Below are 20,474 nucleotides of genomic sequence, written 5' to 3'. Positions count from 1 at the left end.
GGAATCAGGTCATGAGCAGCACCGTGGAGCTCACCAAGGAGAACTTCGACCAGACGGTCACCGAGAACGACTTCGTGCTGATCGACTTCTGGGCGTCCTGGTGCGGGCCGTGCCGTCAGTTCGCCCCCGTCTACGACAAGGCGGCGCAGGAGAACCCGGACCTGGTGTTCGGCAAGGTGGACACCGAGGCGCAGCCGGAGCTGGCCGCGGCGTTCAACATCCAGTCGATCCCGACGCTGATGATCGTGCGGGACCGGGTCGCCGTCTTCGCCCAGCCGGGCGCCCTGCCCGAGGCCGCCCTCACGGACGTCATCGGACAGGCGCGCAAGCTGGACATGGACGAGGTCCGCAAGGCCGTCGAGGCCGAGCAGGCCAAGAGCGAGTAACCCCTGATGAGGGCTTACCCCTGATGAGGGCTTAGAACGGGTACGGCGCCACGTCGGCCCGTACCGTCGTCCAGCGGACGTCGGTAAAGGCCTCCAGGTTGGACTCGCCGCCGAAGCGGGCGCCGGTGCCGGAGGCGGCGACCCCGCCGAAGGGGGCGACGGCCTCGTCGTTCACCGTCTGGTCGTTGATGTGCACGATGCCGGTCGGGATGCGTTCGGCGAGGTCGAGGCCGCGCGCGGCGTCCCGGGTGACGATGCCGAGCGAGAGGCCGTAGGAGCTCTGCGCGGCCAGGGCCACGGCCTCGTCGACGGTGGTGAACGGGCGCACGGGGGCCACCGGGCCGAAGACCTCCTCCGCGTAGGCGGGGGTGGTGTCGTCGACGCCCGCGAGGACCGTCGGCCGGTAGAAGAGGTCCTCGTGCGTGCCGCCCGCGGCGAGCTTCGCGCCGGCCGCGGTGCTGGCCTCCACCAGGCCGTGCACCTTGCTGAGCTGGCCGGCGTCGATGAGCGGCCCGAGGTGGACCTGCCCGCGGTGCGGGTCGCCGACGGCGAGGGCGTCGGCCTTCGCCGCGAGCCGCTCGACGTACTCCTCGTAGAGGGAGGCGTGCACCAGGTGGCGGCCGGTGGTCATGCAGATCTGGCCCTGGTGGAAGAACGAGCCCCAGGCCGCCGTGGAGATCACCGCGTCCAGGTCGGCGTCCTCCAGCACGATCATCGCGGAGTTGCCGCCGAGTTCCAGATGCGCCCGCTTGAGGTGACGTCCGGCGGCCTCGCCGACCGCGCGGCCGGCCGCGGTGGACCCGGTGAAGGAGATGACGGGGACCCGCGGGTCGGCGACCAGCGCGGCGCCCGTCTCGGCGCCGCCCGGCAGCACGTGCAGCAGTCCCTCGGGCAGTCCGGCCTCGGCGAAGACCGCGGCCAGGGCGAGGCCGCCGCAGACGGCGGTGCGCGGGTCCGGCTTGAGGACGACCGCGTTGCCGAGCGCGAGGGCGGGCGCGACGGAGCGGATCGAGAGGATCAGCGGGGCGTTGAACGGGGAGATCACGCCCACCACGCCGACCGGGACGCGCCGGGTGTACGAGAGCCGGGGCGCCTCGCTGGGCAGGACCTGGCCGGCCGGGCGGGAGGCCAGGGCGGCGGCCTCGTAGCACTCCTGGGCGGCGACGTGCAGCTCGAAGTCGGCCTTGCCCGGGATGGAGCCGGACTCGCGGACGATCCACTCGCGCAGTTCCTCGGCGTGCGCAGCGAACAGATCGCCGGCCTTGCGCAGCACTCCGGCACGGACGAAGTGCGGAAGCCGCGCCCACTCGGTCTGCGCGGCGCGGGCGGCCTCGGCGGCGGGGCCGACGTCCTCGGCGCCTGCCAGGACGACCCTGCCCAGCTGGTCGCCGGTGGCGGGCTCGGTGACGGTGTACCGGGGCCCCGACAGCGTGCGGGGCTGCCAGGTCTGGGGGTCGAGCAGCGGCATGAAGGCTCTCCGATCGGTGACCCGCGGGACTCGCGGCTCTCACAGGGGGAGGGGAAGTCCCGTGTAGTTGGCCGCCGGTTCGGCGGCGGCATGGCGGGATGCGGTGATCCGGCGCAGCCGGGCGAGCTGCATCCGGTGGTCGAACGCATCCCCATCTGGTTGAGCGTGCAACATCTTAGTCATGTCGTAGGAAAAACGTGTCGCCTGCCACACACGTTGCAGACCCAGCTCCGCATACCCCGTCCAGCAGTCGGGTGGAGCGGCTCGCGGACACAACTGCGCATCGGGGTCACGGACTTGGCGGTGACCGGGCCACGGCGCAGCTCCCGGTCGCAGCCGATGACGCCGACCGTCGTGCGCATGACGTGCCTCCCCAGGAACCGTAGTTCAGCTGGAGTCGCGGTGCACCACGGTGGCCTCGATGAGCCCGTGCGACTCGGGGGCGGCCGCGGGGTTGCGGACGGCCCGGTCGACCAGCGAGGCGAGGTCACGGCCGGAGGGCAGCTCGATCCGGACCGTGCTGAGCCGGGGCCGCAGCAGCCGCCCGAGCATGAGGTCGTCGGCGCCGATGACGGCCACGTCCTCGGGAACGCGCAGGCCCACGTCCTGGAGTGCGCGCATCAGCAGCATCGCGTACTCGTCGTTGTAGGCGAACACGGCGTCGAGACCGAGGTCGGGCCAGCGGGCGGCGAGGGCGGCCGCGGAGCTCTGCGTGTAGGCGAGGGACAGCTCGGTGACGGTGGCGTCGGCGCTCTGCAGGGCCTCGCGGGCGCCGCGGAGCCGGGGCGCGGAGAACATCTCCATGCCCCGTTCCTCGGGGACGACCACGCCGATCCTGCGGCGGCCGCGGGCGTACAGGTGCCCGACGGCCCGGCGTCCGACGCCGGCGTGGTCCAGGAGCACCGCGTGGGCGCCCTCGACCTGTTCGGGGCTGAACGTCACCACGGCCCGGGCCCCGGAGCGCTTGAGGACGGCCACCCCCTCCGGGCCGAGGCCCGGCACGGGCACCAGCACGGCGACCGGCCGCAGTTCGGCCCAGGCGCGGGCGGCGGCGTCGCCGGACAGTCCGCTGGCGCCGTACTGGACGACGGTGTAGTCGAGGCGGCTGAGCGCGCCCTGGAACTCGTGCACGAACTGGCTGTAGAGCGGCCCCGCCGGGACCGGCAGGGTGGGCATCAGCACCATGCGGCTGTGACCGGCGCGCAGCGTGCGGGCCGCCGCGTGCGGCACGTACCCGAGTTCCTTGGCGGCCTCGTGGACCCGGCGGCGGGTGGGTTCGCTGATGCGTACGGCGCTGGTGTTGTTCAGGACATAGGAGACGGTCGCGCGCGAGACGCCGGCCAGGCGGGCCACGTCGGCGCTCGTGGGCACGGGGCGCGTCGCCGGCGACTTCGTCGGCGCGGGCGTGTTCGGTATCTGCACCATGACGTGACGCATCTTGGCAGAAGCTGTGCGCGGCGTGTCGGGCGGGGGGACGACGGGATCGGCGGCTCAGCCCCGGGCCGAGGGCACCGCGCCGGTGACCGCGCTGGTCACACCACTGGTCACCCCGCCGGTCGCACCGCTGGTGACCCGGTCGATCAATTCGCTCCAGCCGGCCTCCAGCCGCGCCGGCGGCATGCCGCACTGCCGGGTGAGGTGGTGCACCAGGACCGGGTTGAGGTACCCCATGAGCGTGTGGGCGAGCAGTTCGCCGTCCGCGTCGGGCAGCGCCTGGCGCAGCAGCAGGGCCAGATGGCTGTGGTGGACGCGGCGCACCGGCACCGAGTAGCGGCGGTCCGGTCCGGGCTCGGCCGCCAGCTGCAGATCCAGCTCGTCGACGCAGCGCCTCAGCAGGGCGACGCCGAAGGCCCTCAGCCGCTCCACGGGCGGCGCGCCCGGCCCCAGCGGCGGCGGACCGCTCAGGAAGGCGGCCTGGAACTTGCGCTCGGAGTGGTCCAGGAGCGCGGTCAGCAGCCCGGTGCGGTCGCCGAAGCGGCGGAACACCGTGCCCTTGCCCACGTTCGCCGCGCTCGCCACCGCCTCCATGGTGACCCCGGCCGCGCCGTGCTCGGCGATCAGCCGGGCGGCCGCGTCCAGCAGCCGGGCCCGGTTGCGGGCCGCGTCGGCACGCAGGCACGGCTCGTCGCCGGCCGACCCGAGCTGCAGCAACTCGGGTTCGTCGGTCCTCTCCTCGGGCTCCGGACAAGGTGGCAGAAGGCTGGACATGAACTCAGCGTAAAGCACCGGGAATGAAACTGGACCGTGGTCCGGTTAGAGTGCTAGAACATTAAACGGACCCCGGTCCGGATTCGTAACGGCAATGTTTCAGCTCTCTGGGAGTACCCATGTCTGTCCGCATCCTCGCGCTCGTCGGCAGCCTTCGCGCCGGTTCGACCAACCGCCAGCTCGCCGAGGCGGCCGTCAAGGTCGCTCCCGAGGGCGCCCAGGTCGACCTCTTCGAAGGCCTTGCCGAGATCCCCTTCTACAACGAGGACCTCGACGTCGAGGGCAGCGTCCCGGCTGCCGCCGCCAAGCTGCGCGAGGCCGCCCAGGCCGCCGACGCCTTCCTGCTCTTCTCCCCCGAGTACAACGGCACCATCCCGGCCGTGCTCAAGAACGCCATCGACTGGCTGTCCCGCCCCTACGGCGCCGGCGCCTTCGGCGGCAAGCCCGTCGCCGTGGTCGGCACCGCGTTCGGCCAGTTCGGCGGCGTCTGGGCGCAGGACGAGGCCCGCAAGGCCGTGGGCATCGCCGGCGGCCAGGTGATCGAGGACCTGAAGCTCTCCATCCCGGGCTCCCTGACCCGCTTCGCGGAGACCCACCCGGTCGACGACACCGAGGTCGCCGCCCAGCTGACCGAGGTCGTGGCCCGGCTGCACGGCCACGCGGGCGAGGTCAAGGCCGCCTGAGCACGCTGACCGAGAAGGGGCCCGGCGCGACCGCCGGGCCCCTTTTTTTGTCGTCAGTCGACATGCAGACCGCAGCCGGTCGCGTCTGATAGGGCTGGGGGATGCGAACCCTGTATCGACGACTGCTCGCCCTGCTGCCGCGCATCGGCGTCGAGGTGACCGACCTCGGGCCGGGCACGGCGGTGGTCTCGCGGCGCGGCGGTCCGTACCGGGTGACCGGCACGGACAAGGACACCTGGGTACTGCGGCGGACGACGGACGCGGCGCGGTCCGAGGTCGTCGAAAGCGACGTCGTGCGGCTGGGCGACACGGGCGCCGTGCTCCTGATGGACGCCCCGGACCGGCAGGACGAGCGCAAACTGCAGCTGGCGGCCGCCGCGTACCTCTGCACCCAGCACGTGGCCGCGATGCTGGAGCTCTACGGCGTGAACTGCGTCCTCGACGTCGGCGCCAACACCGGCCAGTACGCCAAGGGGCTGCGCAGACACGGCTACACGGGCCGGATCGTGTCCTTCGAGCCCACGTCGCAGGCGTTCGCCCGGCTGGAGGCGGCCGCCGCGAACGACCCCGCCTGGCGGGTGCACCGGTACGGACTGGGCCGCGAGGAGACCACGGCCGAGATCCACACCGGCTGGAAGACGATGAACTCGCTGCTCCCGGCCAGCGACTACGGCAAGGGCCGCTACAGCCGGTTCACGACGCCCGACACCGAGGAGATCCGCGTCCGGCGGCTCGCGGAGGTCATGGACGAGGCGCTGGACGGCCTCACCGATCCACGCCCCTATCTCAAGATGGACACCCAGGGCTACGACCTGGAGGTCTTCGCCGGGGCCGGGGAGCGGACCGCGGAGTTCGTCGGGATGCAGTCCGAGGTCGCCGTGCTGAAGCTGTACGAGGGCAGCCCCGGCATGGGCGAGGCCGTCGCCGTGTACGAGGCCGCCGGATTCGGCATCACCGGCATGTACCCGGTGACCCGCGAGGCGAGCACCGGGCGGGTGATCGAGTTCGACTGCGTGCTGATGCGCGCGGACGCGGCGCCCACCGCGTAGCCGGGCGCCCACCCCCTAGCCGGGCGCCCCCCTGAGCCGGGCGCGCCCGCGGATCCGTCACGCCACCGAGCCGTCACGCCACCGAGCGGTACGCCGCGGAGCCGGTCATGCCGCGGAACCGGCCGCCGCGGCCTCCTCCTGCCGCTTGGCGGCCCGCAGACTCGTGACGGTCGTGACCGCGAGGACGAGCACGATGAAGCCGAGCGAGAACGGGATGCCGATCTCGGGCACGTGCACCCCGGACTCGTGCAGCGCGTGCAGCAGCAGCTTGACGCCGATGAAGCCCAGGATGACCGACAGCCCGTAGCTGAGGTGGACCAGCTTCTTCAGCAGGCCGCCGATCAGGAAGTACAGCTGCCGAAGGCCCATCAGCGCGAAGGCGTTGGCCGTGAAGACGATGTACGGGTCGTCGGTCAGCCCGTAGATGGCGGGGATGGAGTCGAGCGCGAACAGCACGTCGGTGGAGCCGATCGCGAGCATCACGACCAGCATCGGGGTCATGACCCGCTTGCCGTTCTGCTCGACCCACAGCTTCGTGCCGTGGTAGCGGTCGGCCACGCCGAATCGTTTCTCCACCGACTTGAGCAGTTTGTTCTCCTCGTACTCCTCCTCGTGCCCGCCCTTCTTGGCGTCCTGGATCAGCTTCCAGGCCGTCCAGATCAGGAACGCGCCGAAGAGGTAGAACACCCACGAGAACGTCGAGATGATCGCCGCGCCGGCCGCGATGAACAGCGTGCGCAGCACCAGGGCCATCAGCACGCCCACCATCAGCACCCGCTGCTGGTACTGCGTGGGCACCGCGAACTTGCCCATGATCAGCACGAACACGAAGAGGTTGTCCACGCTCAGCGACTTCTCGGTGATGTACCCGGCGAAGAACTCCCCCGTGGGTCTCCCGCCGCCGAAGAGGAACAGACCGAGTCCGAACAGACAGGCCAGGACGACCCAGACGACCGTCCAGGTGCCGGCCTCCCGGACCGAGACGTCGTGCGGGGTGCGGCCGATGAGGAAGTCGACGGCGACCAGCGCGCAGAGCGCCGCGACGGTCAGCAGCCAGACGGAGAGCGAGATGTTCACGGGTGGGACTCCTGATACCTGTGTGGGGGTGAAAATCGTTGTCGTGAAGACCGGATGCTTTCCACCCCTCACAGGTGAACAAAAGGTCATGTCCTGGCAAGCTGCGGAGGCGGAGGACGGCGGCAGCGGCTGTCACCCGCCGAACGGCGGGCAGGTTCCGCCGGACGGCGGTGCTCCGGCGAGTGGCGGCCGGGCCGAACATGGGCCGCACGACCGGCACGAGTCGCACCAAGTCGCACCGCGTCGCACGAGCCGCCGCGCATCCGCGTTCCGCGTGAGGAGAAGCCCATGACGTCCGTACCGCCGCCGCCCTTCGACCCCGAACTCGCCGCCGCCCTGGAACTCATCAAGGAGATGATCCAGCCGGGGATGACCCCCGAGGACATCGAGTTCGTCCGCCAGGGTCCGGGCATCGCGCTGCTCGCCGACCTGGATCTGACCCTGGGCGGGGCCTTCGAGGTCGAGGACCGGACGGTGCCGGGACCCGAGGGCTCCCCCGAGATCTCGCTGCTGATCTGCCGGCCCGCCTCGCCGGCTCCCGACCGGCCGCGGCCCGTCGTCTACCACGTGCACGGCGGCGGCATGGTCATCGGCAACAACCGGGTCGGCGTGGACGTACCGCTGGAGTGGGCGCGGGAACTGGACATGATCGTGGTGTCCGTGGAGTACCGGCTGGCGCCCGAGAACCCGCACCCGGCGCCGGTCGAGGACGTGTACGCCGGTCTGCTGTGGACGGTGGAGCACGCGAAGGAGCTGGGCGCCGACCCCGAGCGGATCGTGATCGCCGGGGCCAGTGCGGGCGGCGGCCTCGGCGCCGCGCTCGGCCTGCTGCTGCGCGACCGGCAGGGGCCGCGGCCGCTCGGACAGCTGCTGATGTGCCCGATGCTGGACGACCGCAACGACACCCCCTCCAGCCACCAGATGGCGGGCCTCGGCGTCTGGGACCGCACGGCCAACGCGACCGGATGGGGCGCCCTGCTCGGCGAGCGGCGCGGCGGCCCGGACGTCTCCCCGTACGCGGCGCCCGCCCGGGCCGAGGACCTGACCGGGCTGCCCCCGGCCTTCCTCGACGTGGGCTCCGCCGAGACCTTCCGGGACGAGGTCGTCGCGTTCGCCTCCCGGATCTGGCAGGCCGGCGGGGTCGCCGAGCTGCACGTCTGGCCGGGCGGCTTCCACGGCTTCGACGGCTTCGCTCCGCAGGCCGCGCTGTCGAAGTCGGCCCGCGCGGCCCACCTCGACTGGCTGCGCAGGCTGCTCGCCGAGTAAGCGCTCCGCTGGGAGTGCCTACGACGTGCCTGTGCCGTCGTTTTGCTGCGGCGCCGTCGTGGCTGGTCGCGCAGTTCCTCGCGCCCCTTCGGGGCGCTCAGCGCCGTTTGAACTCCACGGGGCCCGCGTTCATCTCGATGGTCCCGTCGGGGTGCAGCACCGGCCGGCGTTCCGTCATCCGGGAGCTGTAGGCCTCGATGTGGTGGATCGCCGCCCCGTCGGCGGAGGTGAAGTCGACGAGCGCGATCGCCACCCAGTACCGGGTCTTGGTGTTCTCGAAGAGCGGGACGGTGACGTTGGAGCCCCGGCCGTCGTCGACGACGACCTTCGCGCCGAAGCTGCGGAACGAGCCGAAGCCGTTGCTGACCGCCGAGTACGCGCACAGCAGGACGTAGCCCTGCTCGTCGGGGCGCGCGATCCGCACGGCCTCACGGCCGGGGACCCTGGAGTCGCCGTCGAGGACGATGTACGGACGGCTCCCCAGCGAGCCGAGACGCTTGTAGTAGACGACGTCGGCCTTCTCCTTCTTGCCCTTCTTCGCTGTGGCCCCGGCGGTGTGCTGTCCGCCGGGGCGCAGCGGCTCGCCCTGCGGAACGTGGCCGGACTTCACGAGGGCGCCGGGCGCCTGCGGGCCGCGCAGCGCCGTGCTCGCGGGCACGAAGAGGGCGTACAGGTCGAGGTCGGCGCCCGCCCGGCGGCGCCGGTCGCTGCCGCCGTCCCACTCCAGGGCGACGGTGACGACGAGCTCACGGTCGGCCTTGTCCAGGCTCAGGGATACCTGGCTGCCCTTGTCGAGGCTGATCTTTCCGAGCGGCGGCTTGACCAGGCTCGGCCGGGGCGGGGCGACGACGGCAGCGGCCGGGGGCGCGGCGGGCGCCGGTGTCTCCTCGGGCGCGGGCTCCGGCGCGTCGTCCTCCTCCGCGACGTCTATGCCGAAGTCGGTGGCGAGGCCGGCGAGTCCGTCGGCGTAGCCCTGGCCGATGGCGCGCAGCTTCCATACGCCGCCGCGCCGGTACAGCTCGGTCAGCAGCACCGCGCGTTCGCCGTCGGTGAGGGTCGGCGGCCGGAAGACGACCGCTTCGCCGCCGTCCTGCACGGCACGCACCTCGACGTTCTTCACCTCGCTGAACGTGCGCGTCCGGTCGTCGGGGTCGCAGCTGGCCACCAGCACGACCCGGTCGACGTCCGCGGGCAGCGCCGCCGGGTCCACCTCGACGCGCTCGGGGCCGTCGGCGTCGGCGGTCCGGTGCCGTACGGCGTCGGACTCCGCGGAGGGCTGGTTGTAGAAGACCAGGTCGTCGTCGGATCTCACCTTGCCGTCCGCCGCGACGAGCAGAGCGCTCAGGTCGACCTGGTCGCCCTGCGCGAACAGCTCCATCCGTACCGGTCCGGCCCCCAGCGCCGTGTTCCCGCCCTTGCCCAGCTCCGGCATGTCGCCCACCCCCACGCGATCCCGTCGGTTTTGCCGCCACTTTGCCATAGGCGGCCGGGAACGGACCGTCCGTGCCGGCACCTCACAGGAAGCGGAGGCGGGACCCCTCCTCGTGGGCGCCCGCATGACGCATCATGGCCGTATGAAAGAGCTGGCCGGGCGCCTGACCGCGCTCGACCCGGACGCCGGCGCCGCCGTGCGGGTCATCGCCTACTTCGACCGGCTGGCCGAGTCACGGGCCGGGGTGGAGGCGCTGGTGCGCGGGGCCGCGGTGCTCGCCGGGGTGCCCGCACGGCTCGTCGACGCCGACCGGCGGGTGCGGGTCCGGGTGGAGGCCGACGGCACGCGCCGGGACACGGACCTGCCGCCGGACCCGGCCTGGCCGTCCGCCGGGCTGACGCCCGAGGGCGCTCCCGCGCTGTGGCTGGAACGCGCCGGCGCCGAGCCCAGCGTGGTGGACGCCGTGATCCTGGAACGGGCGGCCGGCGTGGCCCGGCTGGTCCTCGATCGCACGCGCGGACGCGCGCCGCTGGACGATCCCGCCCTGGTCGAGACCCTCCTCGACGCCACGGCCGCCGAACCGGCCCGGCTGCACGCGGCCCGCCGCCTCGGCCTCGACCCCGCCGCCCCGGCCCGCGCGCTGGCCACTCCCGGCGGCCGACCCCGGGTGCTGTCGGCGGACGCCCGGGCGGCAGCCGCCACGGACGCGGTTCCCCTCGGCCGGGCCGGGTTCGGGCCGGCCGTGCCCGCGGCGGACCTGCCCCGCTCCTGGGCCGCGGCCCGCACCGCGCTCAGGTTCACCGCGGACGGCACCGCGCAGGACCCCGGTCCCCGGGTCGTGTACGCCGACGAGCTCGGCGGCATCGCCCTGCTGGCGGACCTCGTGCTGCCGGGGGCCGAGCCTCCGCCGGACGTGCACGCGGTCGAGGCGGCGGCCGCGGACGCCCCCTGGCTGCTCGCGACCCTGTACGCCGTCACCGCCACGGCGAGTCTGCGGGCGGCGGCCGCCGAGGCGAACGTCCACCACTCCACCCTCCAGGACCGGCTGACGCACGCCGAGCATCTGCTGGGGTGGCCGGTGCGCACCCCGCAGGGCCGGCTGCGGCTGCATCTCGCGCTGACGATGCGGCGGTTGGCGAGGCCGTAGCGGGGACCTCGCCCGAGGAGAGCGTTCAACCGTTCGGTTGAACGGGGGTTCCATCGAACGCGGGCCGTCCGATCCGTCCGGACGACGCGCGGCACCGGCGGGGCACAGCAGAATCGGCTTCGACCGAGGCGCCCGGTCCCCACCCCCCCCCTCAGCAGCAGAGAGGTCTCCCCAGCATGCCCAGCTTCCCCAGCAGAAGGCGCCTCCTCGTGACCGGTGCGGGCGCCGCCCTCGGCGTCGGCGCCCTCGGTGCGTCGCCCGCCGTCGCCACTCCCGCCGCTTCCGCCTCCCCCTCCGCCCGGCGGAGCTCCGGCGCCGAGGAGAGCAGGTCGCTCGACGAGCTGTACCGGGCCGCGCTCGCGGAGGGCGGCAAGCTCGTCGTCTACGCCGGCGGGGACACCCCGACCCAGCAGGACGGCACGAAGGCCGCCTTCCTCAAGGCCTTCCCGGGCATCGACCTGAAGCTGATCGTGGACTACAGCAAGTACCACGACGTCCGCGTCGACAACCAGTTCGCCACCCGCACCCTCGTCCCGGACGTCGTCCAGCTCCAGACCCTCCAGGACTTCGTCCGCTGGAAGTCGCAGGGCCGACTGCTGGCGTACAAGCCCGCCGGGTTCGCCAAGGTCCACGAGGGCTTCAAGGATCCGCAGGGCGCGTGGGTCGCCATCGCGGCGATCGGCTTCAGCTTCATGTACGGGACGGACGCGGTCGGCCCGGACGCGCCGCGCACCCCGCTGGACCTGCTCGACCCGAAGTGGAAGGGGAAGATCGCCTCGTCGTTCCCGCACGACGACGACGCGGTGCTCTTCCTGTACTCCCTCTACGTGAAGCACTACGGCTGGGACTTCATGGCCCGGCTGGCCGCGCAGAACGTCCGGTTCGCGCGCGGCAGCAACTCGCCCGGGGACGCCGTGCGCGCCGGGCAGTACGCGATCGGCGTCGGCGGCTCGGGCTCGGCCCTGTCCACCGGCCCGGTGAAGTGGGCCCTGCCGGACAGCGCCCCGTTCATGGCGTGGGGTCAGCGGGCGGCGATCCTCAAGGCGGCGAAGAACACCGCGGCCGCCAAGCTCTACCTCAACTGGCAGCTGTCGACGGCCACGCAGGGATCGTCCTTCAGCGGCTGGTCGGTGCGCACCGACATCACTCCCCCGGCCGGTCTGAAGCCGGTCTGGGAGTACCCGAACGCCAATGTCGACGGCTTCCCCCGCTTCATGTCCGACCGGGCCGAGGTGGAGCGGCTGAAGCAGACGTTCGCGCTGTACTTCGGCGAGGTGAAGGGCGACCCGACGCCGGGCTTCCTCGGGCTGCGCCCGGGCGCCTGACCGAGGGCGGCCGTCCTCACACGGTCCCTACAGGCGGTGGATAGACTCGGACCCCCGTTCGAACGGATCATCGTCCAAGGGGATCTGCCGTGTCCGACCGTGCTCCCGTCCGTAGCTCTGGCTCTGCGAGAGCCGTCCGCGGGAGCCGGCCGACGCCCGCCCACTTCGCCCATCTGACGTTCTTCGTCGTCGTGGGCGCCGGGCTGGTCCGGCTGGTGCAGCTGAGGATCGGGCTGTGCTGGGACATCGTGACCGTCAGCGGGCTGCTCGCACTGGTGTACGCGGGCGGGCTCGCGGCCGGGGAGCGGCTCGGGCGGATCGGCCGGCATCTGTGGGTGGCGGCCCTGGTGGCACTGTGGACGACTCTGGTCTCCCTCGCCCCGCAGTCGCTCACGGCCGCCTACGTGTGGTGCGCGGTGCCCCTGGCCTGTGTGGCGCTGCGGGCGCTCGGCCGGCGGGCGGCCGGGGTGGCGCTGGCCGTGCTGACCGCCGTCCTCGCCGCTCAACTCGTGCGCAGCACGGGCTCGTTCGACCCGGAGGTCGTCCTGATCCCGGTGGCGGCCGTGTGGGGCACCGTCGCCCTCTACCGCACCCAGCAGCGCGACGCGGCCGAACGGCTGCGGCTGGTCGAGGAGTTGCGGGGCACCCGGGACGTGCTGGCCCGGCAGCAGCGGCAGGCCGGGGTGCTGGCGGAGCGGGCCCGGATCGCCCGGGACCTGCACGACACGCTGGCCCAGGAGCTCTCGGGCGGGGTGATGCTGCTCCAGGCCGCCGACCGCGACTGGGACGCGCGTCCGGACGTGGCCCGCACCCGGCTGCGGGCGGTCGCCGACGGGTTGCACGCCAATCTCGCCGAGACCCGCAGGATCATCAGCGATCTGACGCCCGCGGCCGTGGACGAGGCCGGTCTGGAGGGCGCGCTGCGGCTGCTGTGCGCGCGGGCCGAGGCGGAGGGCGCGGCGGCCCGGGTGCGGTTCCGTTCGGCGGGCGAGCGTCGGCCGGCCCTGGACGGGCAGTCGGCGGCGACCCTGTTCCGGGTCGCGCAGAGCACGCTGGCCAATGTGCGCGAGCATGCGCGTGCGGTGAACGTGCTGGTCACGCTGCATGGGCACGCGGACCGGGTGGAGCTGGAGGTGCGCGACGACGGCGCGGGGTTCGAGACCGGCCGGATCGGCGTGCCGTCCCAGAGCTCCCGTGGGCTCGGGCTGCCCGCCGTCAGGGCGCGGCTGCGTGAGTGCGGCGGCGATCTCGACGTCGGCAGCGCGCCGGGCCGCGGCACGCGACTGCGGGCGACCGTGCCGACCTCGCCCACGACCCGCCCGACCCCGGTGACCGTCCGATGACCGGCGCAGCACCGCGCCCGCTCCGGGCGCGCGACCACGCCGCCGTACCGGCCGACCCGCACGAGCGCGGCAGCCACCTCGACGCCGGCCACGCCCCCGGCCGCGGCACGCGACTGCGGGCGACCGTGCCGACCTCGCCCACGACCCGCCCGACCCCGGTGACCGTCCGATGACCGGCGCAGCACCGCGCCCGCTCCGGACGCGCGACCACGCCGCCGTACCGGCCGACCCGCACGAGCACGGCAGCCACCTCGACGCCGGCCACGCCCCCGGCCGCGGCACGCGACTGCGAGCGACCGTGCCGACCTCGCCCACGACCCGCCCGACCCCGGTGACCGTCCGATGACCGGCGCAGCACCGCGCCCGCTCCGGACGCGCGACCACGCCGCCGTACCGGCCGACCCGCACGAGCACGGCAGCCACCTCGACGCCGGCCACGCCCCCGGCCGCGGCACGCGACTGCGAGCGACCGTGCCGACCATGCCCACGACCCGCCCGGCCCCGGTGACCGTCCGGTGACCGGCGCAGCACCGCGCCCGCTCCGGGCGCGCGACCACGCCGCCGTACCGGCCGACCCGCACGAGCACGGCAGCCACCTCGACATCGGCCACGCCCCCGGCCACGGCACGCGACTGCGAGCGACCGTGCCGACCTCGCCCACGACCCGCCCGACCCCGGTGACCGTCCGATGACCGGCGCGCCGTTGCGGCTGCTGCTGGCGGACGACCATGTCGTCGTACGGGCCGGGTTGCGGGCGCTGTTGGAGGGCGAGCCGGACGTCGAGGTGGTGGCCGAGGCGGGCAGCGGCGAGGAGGCCGTGCGGCTCGCGGCACGGCTGGCGCCCGACGTGGTGCTGATGGATCTGCGGTTCGGCGGCGGCGGTGGCATCGACGGCATCGAGGCGGTGCGCCGGCTGGCGGGCGAGGCCCCCGGGGTGCCCGTGGTGATGCTGACGAGTTACTCGGGCCGGGCCGATGTGGTGCGTGCGCTGGAGGCGGGGGCCCGGGGGTATGTGCTGAAGGCGGGTCCGCCGCAGGAGCTGTTCCGGGCGGTGCGCGGGGCCGCGGCCGGGGCGCTGGGGCTCGCGCCGGAGGTGATGGACGAGCTGGTCGGCCGAGTGGTCGCGCCCGAGCGGGAGTTGAGCGGCCGGGAGGTGGAGGTGGTGCGGCTGCTGGCCGACGGCTTGAGCAACCGGTCCATCGCCGAGGCGCTGTTCCTGAGCGAGGCCACCGTCAAGACGCACCTGGTGCGGGTCTACCGCAAGCTGGGCGCGGAGAACCGGGCCGCGGCGGTGTCGGAGGCGGTGCGCCGGGGGCTGCTGGACCTGGCGTGAGACATGCGAAACGTGAGACATGCGAAAAGGGGCGCCCGGCACTGCCCGGGCGCCCCTTTTCGTACTCCGTCGGATCAGACCTTGGCCTGCTCGGGTGCGGCGACCGGTTCGGCCGTGTCCTCGTCCGCCGCGGTCTTGCGCAGGGCGGGGATGACGGCCGCGATGGCCCCGGAGACCAGGGCGAGTCCGCCGCCGACGAGCAGCGCGGTGCGGAAGCCGTCCTCGGAGGCGAAGGTGTGGCCGCCCATGGTGGTGGTCATCTGGGAGAGGATCACACCGATGACGGCCGCGCCGATCGAGGTGCCGAGCGAGCGCATCAGGGTGTTGAAGGCGTTGGCCGCGGCGGTCTCCGACAGCGGCACCGAGCCCATGATCAGCGCGGGCATGGCACCGTAGGCCAGGCCCACACCGCTGCTGGTGATGATCGTGACCAGCATGACGCCCCAGGCGGAGCCGATCAGGGCCAGCGAGACGAAGTAGCCGGCGGCCAGCACCAGGGCGCCGCAGACCAGCGTGAACTTCGGGCCGCGGGCGTTGGTGAGCTTTCCGCCGAGCGGGGAGACGATCATCATCATGACGCCGCCGGGCGCCATCCACAGACCGGCCGCGAGCATCGACTGGCCGAGGCCGTAGCCGGTGGCCTCCGGGAACTGCAGCAGCTGCGGCATCACCAGCAGGCTCGCGTACATGCCGAAGCCGATGAAGACCGAGGCGATGTTGGTGAAGAGCACCCGGGGGCGGGCCGTGGTGCGCAGGTCGATCAGCGGGTCGGTGGTGCGCAGCTCCCACACTCCCCAGCCGACCAGCGCCAGGGCGGCGACGGCGAACAGGCCGAGCGTGGTGGCCGAGCCCCAGCCCCAGTCGGCGCCCTTGGAGATCGCGAGCAGCAGGGACACCAGGCCGACGCCGAGGCCGATCGCGCCGGGCAGGTCGAAACGCTGGCCCTGGGCGCCGGCGGGGACGTCCGGGACGAGCATGAAGATCAGGACGGCGACGACGGCGGCCAGGGCGGCGGCGCCCCAGAACAGCACCCGCCAGTTGGCGTACTGGGCGACCGCGGCCGCCACCGGCAGACCGATGGCGCCGCCGATGCCCATGGAGGCGCTGACCAGCGCGATGGCGCCACTGAGCTTCTCGGCCGGTACGACGTCCCGCAGCAGCGCGATGCCGAGGGGCACCATGCCCATGCCCATGCCCTGCAGCCCGCGGCCCACGATCATCGTCACGACGTCGGAGGCGAAGGCGCACACCACCGAGCCCACGACCAGCGGCACGGAGCAGGCGAGCAGCATCCTGCGCTTGCCCACCAGGTCGCCGAGGCGGCCGACGACCGGCACGCACACGGACGCCACGAGCAGGGTCACCGTGATCACCCAGGCCGCGTTCGCGGACGAGGTGTCGAGGATCTGTGGCAGCTCGGCGATCAGGGGCGTGACCAGGGTCTGCATGACCGCCGCGGTGGTGCCGGCGAAGGCCAGCGTGGCGATCACGGCTCCTGGGCGGGCCGTGGGCTGGGGGGCGGGGGCGCCCATGGGGACTCCTCGACGTGGGGTGTGCGGTGAAGGATGTGCATCGTACATGTCGTATGTATCGAGCACATGACATGGGGCATGCATACCGGTGTGCCAGGATGGTGTGAGCGCAGCGAAGCAGGAGGTCGGGCACATGGAGACGCCGGCGCACGAGGTCGAGTACGAGCAGATGCTGCTGAGCCGCCACTCGTTTCTGAACCAGCGGGGCGGCCGTCGCAAGGACAGCGTCATGGAGCGCAGCGCGTACATCATGCTGAGCCGGATCCGGATCCAGGGACCCATGTCGATCGGGGAACTCAGCGACGCCTTCGGGCTGGACGCCTCCACGCTGAACCGGCAGACCGCGGCGGCGATGCGGGCGGGGCTCCTGGAGCGGATCCCCGACCCGGAGGGCGGGATGGCGCGCAAGTTCCGGCTCACCGAGGAGGGCGACCGGCTGCTCGACGCGGAGCGCGAGGGGATCGTGGAGATCCTGGGCGAGGTGATGGCCGACTGGTCCGACGAGGACATCGCCGCCTTCGCGGCCTATCTGCGGCGCTTCAACTACGGCATCGAGGCGATCGGCGCGCGCCCCTGGCCGCGCCCGTAGCGCGCCCCCGCCCGCATGCGGTGGGTCAGGACGTGGTCGCGACCGCGCTCGGGCCGGTGCCGCCGAGCTGCTGGATGGTGCCGCCGAGCTTGGGGCGGAGCTCGGTCAGTTTCTTCGGCTGCGCGCTGATGACCCAGCGGGATCCCACCAGGTACTGGCCGCCGTAGATGCTGGCGGCCTCCAGCCAGGTCTCCTTGAGCTGCTCCTCGGGGAACGTGGTGATGAAGTAGTCGGCCTCCTCGGTGTGGCAGACGCCTTGGCGCAGTTCGTCCGCCTCGATGCGGATCTTGGCCGTGCAGCCGGTCAGCCCCGCGATCACCTCGACCTTCGCCGGCGCCACGACGCCGGCCTCGGGGGCGGCGGTCACCGTGGTCGGCGTCGGCGTGGCCTTCCCGGCGGCGTCGTCCCCGCCACCGCTGCACGCGGTGACGAGGGAGAGCAGGGCCAGACTGCCGGCCAGGGCGAACTTGCGCACACGGCGGGACGGGGGCTGCTGAAGCACGTACGACTCCGTATTCGGCGCTCTGCCCGTCCGCGCCTGTGGACGGGCGTTTCGCCAGGCAGTACGCGCGAACGGCGGCGACCGTTCAAGCGCCTGCCGGGAGGTCAGACGGCGTGTCGGCGGATGTCGGCGAGAAGGCCGTCGACGTCCTGCTCCGTCGTCGCGAAGGAGGTGACGAAGCGGACCACGCCCGGCTCCCAGCGGTCGTGGTAGAAGGCGTAGCCGTCCACCAGGAGCGCCTCGGTGATCCGGTGGGGCAGGCGGCAGAAGACGATGTTGGCGTCGGCGGCGCCCAGCAGGCCGACCTCGGGTATCGCCTTGAGGCCCGCCTGGAGCCGGGCGGCCGTCACGCCCGCGTGGGCCGCGTTGCGCAGCCACAGGCCGTCGGTGAGGTAGGCGTCGTGCTGGGCGGCGTGGAAGCGCATCTTCGACGCGAGCTGGCCGGCGCGCTTGGCGCGGAAGGAGAGTTCGGCGGTGCGGGAGCGGTCGAAGACGACGATCGCGTCGGCGGTCATCGTGCCGTTCTTGGTGGCCCCGAAGGACAGCAGGTCGACGCCGGCCCGCCAGGTCAGCTCTGCGGGGGTGCAGCCGAGGGCGGCGACGGCTCCGGCGAACCGGGCGCCGTCCATGTGCAGACCCAGCCCCGCCTCCCGCGCGATCGAACCGAGGGTGCGGACCTCGTCGAGGCTGTAGACCGCCCCGGTCTCCGTGGCCTGGGTGACGCTCACGACCGAGGGTTGGACGCTGTGCACGTCCCCGGCCTTGCGCCGGGCGGCCGCGCGCAGTTCGTCGGGGTCGATCTTGGCGTCGTCGCCGCCGAGCGGGACGAGCTTGGCGCCCGCCGTGTAGAACTCGGGCGCGCCGCACTCGTCGTTGTTGATGTGGCTGTCGCGGTGGCACAGCACGCTCCCCCAGGGCGGGGTCAGCGCGGCCAGGCTCAGGCCGTTCGCGGCGGAGCCGGTGGACACCGGCAGGACGTCGACCTCGCGCTCGAAGACCTCGGCGAGGCGGCGGCGGACCGAGGCCGTGCTGTCGTCGGCCCCGTAGGGCAGCGCCGGTCCGGCGGCCGCCCGGGCCACGGCCTCGACGATCTCCGGGGAGGCGCCGGCGGCGTTGTCGCTGCTGAAGACGCGTGCGGTGGGGGTGATGGTGGTGCTCATGGGGTCCTCACTGATGGTCGTGGCGCGGGTCGGCCGCGTGGATGAGCTGGCGCAGCGCGCCGTGGTAGACCTCGTGGTCGGTCAGAGCGGGCACGATCGACGCCAGATGGCCGGTCAGCACCGGGAACATCTCGGGGTCGAGCGCGGCCAGGGCGGTGCGGGCCGCCGCGCCGGTGGACCTCGGGTCACGGTGGTCGACGAAGCTCGCGCTGCCGAGGGTGAGCAGGTACATCCGCCGGTACGCGGCGAACGCCTCCTCGGGGGTCATCCCGGCGGCGATGCTGTCGGCGAGCTGGGGCTCGACCAGGCGGGCCAGCAGGTTCGGGCTCAGCCAGGGACGGGAGCCGCGCAGGGCGAGCAGGCCGGGACGATCCGCCAGCAGTCGGTACAGCGCGGTGAACCGGGTCTGTGTGGCGCTCGCCCAGTCGGTGCCCGGCGCGATCTCGGGCAGCCGGGCGGCGAGGTGGTCGGTGCACAGGTCCAGCAGCCCGGCCAGGTCGGTGCAGCGGCGCTGGAGGGAGGCGAGGGAGATCTCCAGTCGCGTGGCCAGCGCCCGGAAGGTCAGCGCCTCGGGGCCGCCCTCGTCGACCAGGAGCAGGGCGGTCTCGGCGATGCGGTCCGGTGTCGCACGGTCCAGCGAAGGGGAGTGACGAGGCATACGGGTCATCGTACGGTACGCCGTATCGAAAGCTGCGGCCGGAGAGCTGTCTAAGCTGGCAGGGAGATCATCACCTGCGCGGGAGTTCCCATGATCGGTACCCGTCGGAAGCGGACCGCCGTCGCCCTCGACACCCTCGACGCCATCGAGCCCCCGGGCAACGCCGAGACGGTCCTCGGCGTGCTGACGGTGACGCTCCTGGTGGAGCTGCTCGGCATCCTGTCCGGCTCCGAGGTGTGGCTTCTCGGGCTGCTGATCTTCCTGCCGAGCGCGGCGTCGGCGCTGTGCACCGTCCAGCAGACGAAGTTCATCGCGGCCTGGACCACCCTCTTCGTCACCGTCACCGTGCTGGTGCGGGCCCCCGAGGGCGGCCGCTGGCTCGACCGGGCGCTGCTGGTGCTGCTCACCCTCGCCCTGGGAGCCGTCTCCGTCTACGCCTGCCACCGGCGGATCGGACGCGAGCGCGAGATGCTGCGGCTGCGCTCCACCGCCGCCGCCATGCAGCGGCACATCCTGCACCCGCTGCCGCTGCTCACCGACGACGTGCTGGTCAACGGCGTCTACGAGCCCGTGCAGGAGGACCGGCTGGTCGGCGGCGACATCTACGACGTCGTCGACTCGCCCTGGGGTGCGCGGGTGCTGATCGGAGACGTGCAGGGCAAGGGGCTGGCCGCGGTGGGCGCCGCGTTCGCCGTCATCGGCGCGTTCCGGGAGGCCGCCCACCGGGAGCCCACGCTCACCGCGCTCGTCGACGCCCTGGACGCCTCGGTCGTCCGCCACAACTCCTACGCCGAGCAGACCGGCGACGACGAACGGTTCGTCACCGCCCTGATCATCGGCGTCGACGCGGGCCCGGAGGCGCAGGTGGTCAACTGCGGCCATATTCCGCCCCGGTTGGTGCACGAAGGCGCCGTCACCACTCCCGCGCTGGACTCCGGCGTCCCGCTCGGGCTCGCCGAACTGGCCGCCGAGCCCACGACCGTGGACTGGTTCGACTTCCCGGCCGGCTCGACGCTGGTGCTGACCACCGACGGTCTCACCGAGACGCGCGCCGCCGACGGCACCTTCTACCCGGTCGACGAACGCCTGATGAAACAGCTCGACGTCTCCCCCACCGAACTGCCCCGGGCACTGCACGAGGACGCCCGCGCGTTCGCCGGGGACGGCCGCCGGCACGACGACGTCGCCGTCCTGACCGTCCGCCGGTCGCCACGCCTGTGACCACGGCGACGACCACCGCGACTGCGACCGCGACCGACCCATGAGAAATGCACAGCCTGCGCACAGCGCCCTGATGGCGAACGAAGAGAGGGTCG

23 protein-coding genes and 1 pseudogene are annotated in these 20,474 nt (G+C 73.1%); 14 read left to right on the top strand and 10 right to left on the bottom strand.

The window, feature by feature from the left end:
* Positions 1-11 precede the first annotated feature (11 nt).
* Positions 12-386, top strand: a complete 375-nt coding sequence (gene trxA / locus ACWD4O_RS31550; protein WP_450944793.1) for a thioredoxin — start codon at positions 12-14, stop codon at positions 384-386.
* A gap of 31 nt (positions 387-417) precedes the next feature.
* Here the strand turns inward: trxA and ACWD4O_RS31545 are convergent, their stop codons facing one another.
* The 4 genes and pseudogenes from ACWD4O_RS31545 to ACWD4O_RS31530 form a co-directional block, all read right to left on the bottom strand.
* Positions 418-1,854: a benzaldehyde dehydrogenase gene (locus ACWD4O_RS31545; protein ID WP_451285067.1), complete on the bottom strand. Its 1,437-nt coding sequence runs from the start codon at positions 1,852-1,854 to the stop codon at positions 418-420.
* Positions 1,855-1,893: 39 nt separating this feature from the next.
* Positions 1,894-2,195 (bottom strand): annotated as a pseudogene (locus ACWD4O_RS31540) (4-hydroxybenzoate 3-monooxygenase); the annotation flags it as partial.
* Between the two features lie 46 nt (positions 2,196-2,241).
* On the bottom strand, positions 2,242-3,279 hold the full coding sequence (locus tag ACWD4O_RS31535) for a LacI family DNA-binding transcriptional regulator (RefSeq protein ID WP_451285065.1): 1,038 nt from the start codon (positions 3,277-3,279) through the stop codon (positions 2,242-2,244).
* Between the two features lie 66 nt (positions 3,280-3,345).
* The gene (locus ACWD4O_RS31530; RefSeq protein ID WP_451285063.1) at positions 3,346-4,062 is read right to left on the bottom strand and encodes a TetR/AcrR family transcriptional regulator; all 717 of its coding nucleotides are present in this window, start codon (positions 4,060-4,062) and stop codon (positions 3,346-3,348) included.
* 119 nt (positions 4,063-4,181) lie between these two features.
* Here ACWD4O_RS31530 and ACWD4O_RS31525 point away from each other — a divergent pair, with 119 nt between their 5' ends.
* Complete coding sequence (locus ACWD4O_RS31525; protein ID WP_451285061.1) at positions 4,182-4,745, top strand: NAD(P)H-dependent oxidoreductase; 564 nt, start codon at positions 4,182-4,184, stop codon at positions 4,743-4,745.
* Between the two features lie 101 nt (positions 4,746-4,846).
* Positions 4,847-5,794, top strand: coding sequence for an FkbM family methyltransferase (locus ACWD4O_RS31520; protein WP_451285059.1), 948 nt, complete (start codon positions 4,847-4,849; stop codon positions 5,792-5,794).
* Between the two features lie 105 nt (positions 5,795-5,899).
* On the opposite strand, the gene ACWD4O_RS31515 is transcribed toward ACWD4O_RS31520, so the two are convergent.
* A complete protein-coding gene (locus tag ACWD4O_RS31515; protein ID WP_451285057.1) occupies positions 5,900-6,871 on the bottom strand; it encodes a TerC family protein in 972 nt (323 codons plus the stop codon).
* A gap of 288 nt (positions 6,872-7,159) precedes the next feature.
* Between ACWD4O_RS31515 and ACWD4O_RS31510 the strand changes: the two genes are divergently transcribed.
* Complete coding sequence (locus ACWD4O_RS31510; protein ID WP_451285055.1) at positions 7,160-8,137, top strand: alpha/beta hydrolase; 978 nt, start codon at positions 7,160-7,162, stop codon at positions 8,135-8,137.
* A gap of 97 nt (positions 8,138-8,234) precedes the next feature.
* On the opposite strand, the gene ACWD4O_RS31505 is transcribed toward ACWD4O_RS31510, so the two are convergent.
* On the bottom strand, positions 8,235-9,569 hold the full coding sequence (locus tag ACWD4O_RS31505) for a TerD family protein (protein ID WP_451285053.1): 1,335 nt from the start codon (positions 9,567-9,569) through the stop codon (positions 8,235-8,237).
* 142 nt (positions 9,570-9,711) lie between these two features.
* Between ACWD4O_RS31505 and ACWD4O_RS31500 the strand changes: the two genes are divergently transcribed.
* From ACWD4O_RS31500 to ACWD4O_RS31465, 8 genes are all read left to right on the top strand, one after another.
* Positions 9,712-10,716, top strand: a complete 1,005-nt coding sequence (locus ACWD4O_RS31500; protein ID WP_451285051.1) for a helix-turn-helix domain-containing protein — start codon at positions 9,712-9,714, stop codon at positions 10,714-10,716.
* A gap of 176 nt (positions 10,717-10,892) precedes the next feature.
* Positions 10,893-12,041, top strand: a complete 1,149-nt coding sequence (locus tag ACWD4O_RS31495; RefSeq protein WP_451285049.1) for an ABC transporter substrate-binding protein — start codon at positions 10,893-10,895, stop codon at positions 12,039-12,041.
* Between the two features lie 89 nt (positions 12,042-12,130).
* Positions 12,131-13,384, top strand: coding sequence for a histidine kinase (locus tag ACWD4O_RS31490; protein ID WP_451285047.1), 1,254 nt, complete (start codon positions 12,131-12,133; stop codon positions 13,382-13,384).
* The gene (locus ACWD4O_RS31485) at positions 13,381-13,557 is read left to right on the top strand and encodes a hypothetical protein (RefSeq protein WP_451285045.1); all 177 of its coding nucleotides are present in this window, start codon (positions 13,381-13,383) and stop codon (positions 13,555-13,557) included. Before ACWD4O_RS31490 ends, ACWD4O_RS31485 begins: the two co-directional genes overlap by 4 nt.
* Positions 13,554-13,730, top strand: coding sequence for a hypothetical protein (locus ACWD4O_RS31480; protein ID WP_451285043.1), 177 nt, complete (start codon positions 13,554-13,556; stop codon positions 13,728-13,730). Before ACWD4O_RS31485 ends, ACWD4O_RS31480 begins: the two co-directional genes overlap by 4 nt.
* Positions 13,727-13,903: a hypothetical protein gene (locus ACWD4O_RS31475; RefSeq protein WP_451285041.1), complete on the top strand. Its 177-nt coding sequence runs from the start codon at positions 13,727-13,729 to the stop codon at positions 13,901-13,903. The genes ACWD4O_RS31480 and ACWD4O_RS31475 overlap by 4 nt, the downstream gene beginning before the upstream one ends.
* Positions 13,900-14,076 carry a hypothetical protein gene (locus ACWD4O_RS31470; RefSeq protein ID WP_451285039.1) on the top strand — a complete coding sequence of 59 codons (177 nt, stop codon included), beginning with the start codon at positions 13,900-13,902 and terminating at the stop codon, positions 14,074-14,076. The genes ACWD4O_RS31475 and ACWD4O_RS31470 overlap by 4 nt, the downstream gene beginning before the upstream one ends.
* Positions 14,073-14,717 (top strand): response regulator, encoded by a 645-nt coding sequence (locus ACWD4O_RS31465; RefSeq protein WP_451285037.1) that lies wholly within the window; start codon positions 14,073-14,075, stop codon positions 14,715-14,717. The genes ACWD4O_RS31470 and ACWD4O_RS31465 overlap by 4 nt, the downstream gene beginning before the upstream one ends.
* Before the next feature lie 74 nt (positions 14,718-14,791).
* On the opposite strand, the gene ACWD4O_RS31460 is transcribed toward ACWD4O_RS31465, so the two are convergent.
* Positions 14,792-16,249, bottom strand: a complete 1,458-nt coding sequence (locus ACWD4O_RS31460; RefSeq protein WP_451285035.1) for an MFS transporter — start codon at positions 16,247-16,249, stop codon at positions 14,792-14,794.
* Between the two features lie 133 nt (positions 16,250-16,382).
* Between ACWD4O_RS31460 and ACWD4O_RS31455 the strand changes: the two genes are divergently transcribed.
* Complete coding sequence (locus tag ACWD4O_RS31455; RefSeq protein WP_351919640.1) at positions 16,383-16,838, top strand: MarR family winged helix-turn-helix transcriptional regulator; 456 nt, start codon at positions 16,383-16,385, stop codon at positions 16,836-16,838.
* 25 nt (positions 16,839-16,863) lie between these two features.
* On the opposite strand, the gene ACWD4O_RS31450 is transcribed toward ACWD4O_RS31455, so the two are convergent.
* The 3 genes from ACWD4O_RS31450 to ACWD4O_RS31440 all read right to left on the bottom strand — a co-directional run bounded on the left by ACWD4O_RS31450 (position 16,864) and on the right by ACWD4O_RS31440 (position 19,158).
* Positions 16,864-17,340 carry a hypothetical protein gene (locus ACWD4O_RS31450; protein WP_451285032.1) on the bottom strand — a complete coding sequence of 159 codons (477 nt, stop codon included), beginning with the start codon at positions 17,338-17,340 and terminating at the stop codon, positions 16,864-16,866.
* 104 nt (positions 17,341-17,444) lie between these two features.
* Positions 17,445-18,500 (bottom strand): threonine aldolase family protein, encoded by a 1,056-nt coding sequence (locus tag ACWD4O_RS31445; RefSeq protein WP_451285030.1) that lies wholly within the window; start codon positions 18,498-18,500, stop codon positions 17,445-17,447.
* 7 nt (positions 18,501-18,507) lie between these two features.
* A complete protein-coding gene (locus ACWD4O_RS31440; RefSeq protein WP_451285028.1) occupies positions 18,508-19,158 on the bottom strand; it encodes a TetR/AcrR family transcriptional regulator in 651 nt (216 codons plus the stop codon).
* Positions 19,159-19,248: 90 nt separating this feature from the next.
* On the opposite strand from ACWD4O_RS31440, the gene ACWD4O_RS31435 reads away from it, so the two are divergent.
* Positions 19,249-20,379 carry a PP2C family protein-serine/threonine phosphatase gene (locus ACWD4O_RS31435; protein WP_451285026.1) on the top strand — a complete coding sequence of 377 codons (1,131 nt, stop codon included), beginning with the start codon at positions 19,249-19,251 and terminating at the stop codon, positions 20,377-20,379.
* The last annotated feature ends 95 nt before the right edge of the window (positions 20,380-20,474 follow it).

Source organism: Streptomyces sp. NPDC002623 (assembly GCF_053592635.1).
Note: the sequence above shows the minus strand (reverse complement) of the source record. Positions and strands in the feature narration are given on the sequence as shown.

What these genes read in the sequence shown, in the direction of transcription:
- ACWD4O_RS31480 (WP_451285043.1), top strand. Translation starts at nt 13,554, where the DNA reads ATGACCGGCGCAGCACCGCGCCCGCTCCGGACGCGCGACCACGCCGCC.
- ACWD4O_RS31525 (WP_451285061.1), top strand. Translation starts at nt 4,182, where the DNA reads ATGTCTGTCCGCATCCTCGCGCTCGTCGGCAGCCTTCGCGCCGGTTCG.
- ACWD4O_RS31495 (WP_451285049.1), top strand. Translation starts at nt 10,893, where the DNA reads ATGCCCAGCTTCCCCAGCAGAAGGCGCCTCCTCGTGACCGGTGCGGGC.
- ACWD4O_RS31475 (WP_451285041.1), top strand. Translation starts at nt 13,727, where the DNA reads ATGACCGGCGCAGCACCGCGCCCGCTCCGGACGCGCGACCACGCCGCC.
- ACWD4O_RS31510 (WP_451285055.1), top strand. Translation starts at nt 7,160, where the DNA reads ATGACGTCCGTACCGCCGCCGCCCTTCGACCCCGAACTCGCCGCCGCC.
- ACWD4O_RS31520 (WP_451285059.1), top strand. Translation starts at nt 4,847, where the DNA reads ATGCGAACCCTGTATCGACGACTGCTCGCCCTGCTGCCGCGCATCGGC.
- ACWD4O_RS31460 (WP_451285035.1), bottom strand. Translation starts at nt 16,249, where the DNA reads ATGGGCGCCCCCGCCCCCCAGCCCACGGCCCGCCCAGGAGCCGTGATC.
- ACWD4O_RS31530 (WP_451285063.1), bottom strand. Translation starts at nt 4,062, where the DNA reads ATGTCCAGCCTTCTGCCACCTTGTCCGGAGCCCGAGGAGAGGACCGAC.
- ACWD4O_RS31500 (WP_451285051.1), top strand. Translation starts at nt 9,712, where the DNA reads ATGAAAGAGCTGGCCGGGCGCCTGACCGCGCTCGACCCGGACGCCGGC.
- ACWD4O_RS31485 (WP_451285045.1), top strand. Translation starts at nt 13,381, where the DNA reads ATGACCGGCGCAGCACCGCGCCCGCTCCGGGCGCGCGACCACGCCGCC.
- ACWD4O_RS31455 (WP_351919640.1), top strand. Translation starts at nt 16,383, where the DNA reads ATGGAGACGCCGGCGCACGAGGTCGAGTACGAGCAGATGCTGCTGAGC.
- ACWD4O_RS31505 (WP_451285053.1), bottom strand. Translation starts at nt 9,569, where the DNA reads ATGCCGGAGCTGGGCAAGGGCGGGAACACGGCGCTGGGGGCCGGACCG.
- ACWD4O_RS31545 (WP_451285067.1), bottom strand. Translation starts at nt 1,854, where the DNA reads ATGCCGCTGCTCGACCCCCAGACCTGGCAGCCCCGCACGCTGTCGGGG.
- trxA (WP_450944793.1), top strand. Translation starts at nt 12, where the DNA reads ATGAGCAGCACCGTGGAGCTCACCAAGGAGAACTTCGACCAGACGGTC.
- ACWD4O_RS31535 (WP_451285065.1), bottom strand. Translation starts at nt 3,279, where the DNA reads ATGGTGCAGATACCGAACACGCCCGCGCCGACGAAGTCGCCGGCGACG.
- ACWD4O_RS31440 (WP_451285028.1), bottom strand. Translation starts at nt 19,158, where the DNA reads ATGCCTCGTCACTCCCCTTCGCTGGACCGTGCGACACCGGACCGCATC.
- ACWD4O_RS31445 (WP_451285030.1), bottom strand. Translation starts at nt 18,500, where the DNA reads ATGAGCACCACCATCACCCCCACCGCACGCGTCTTCAGCAGCGACAAC.
- ACWD4O_RS31465 (WP_451285037.1), top strand. Translation starts at nt 14,073, where the DNA reads ATGACCGGCGCGCCGTTGCGGCTGCTGCTGGCGGACGACCATGTCGTC.
- ACWD4O_RS31435 (WP_451285026.1), top strand. Translation starts at nt 19,249, where the DNA reads ATGATCGGTACCCGTCGGAAGCGGACCGCCGTCGCCCTCGACACCCTC.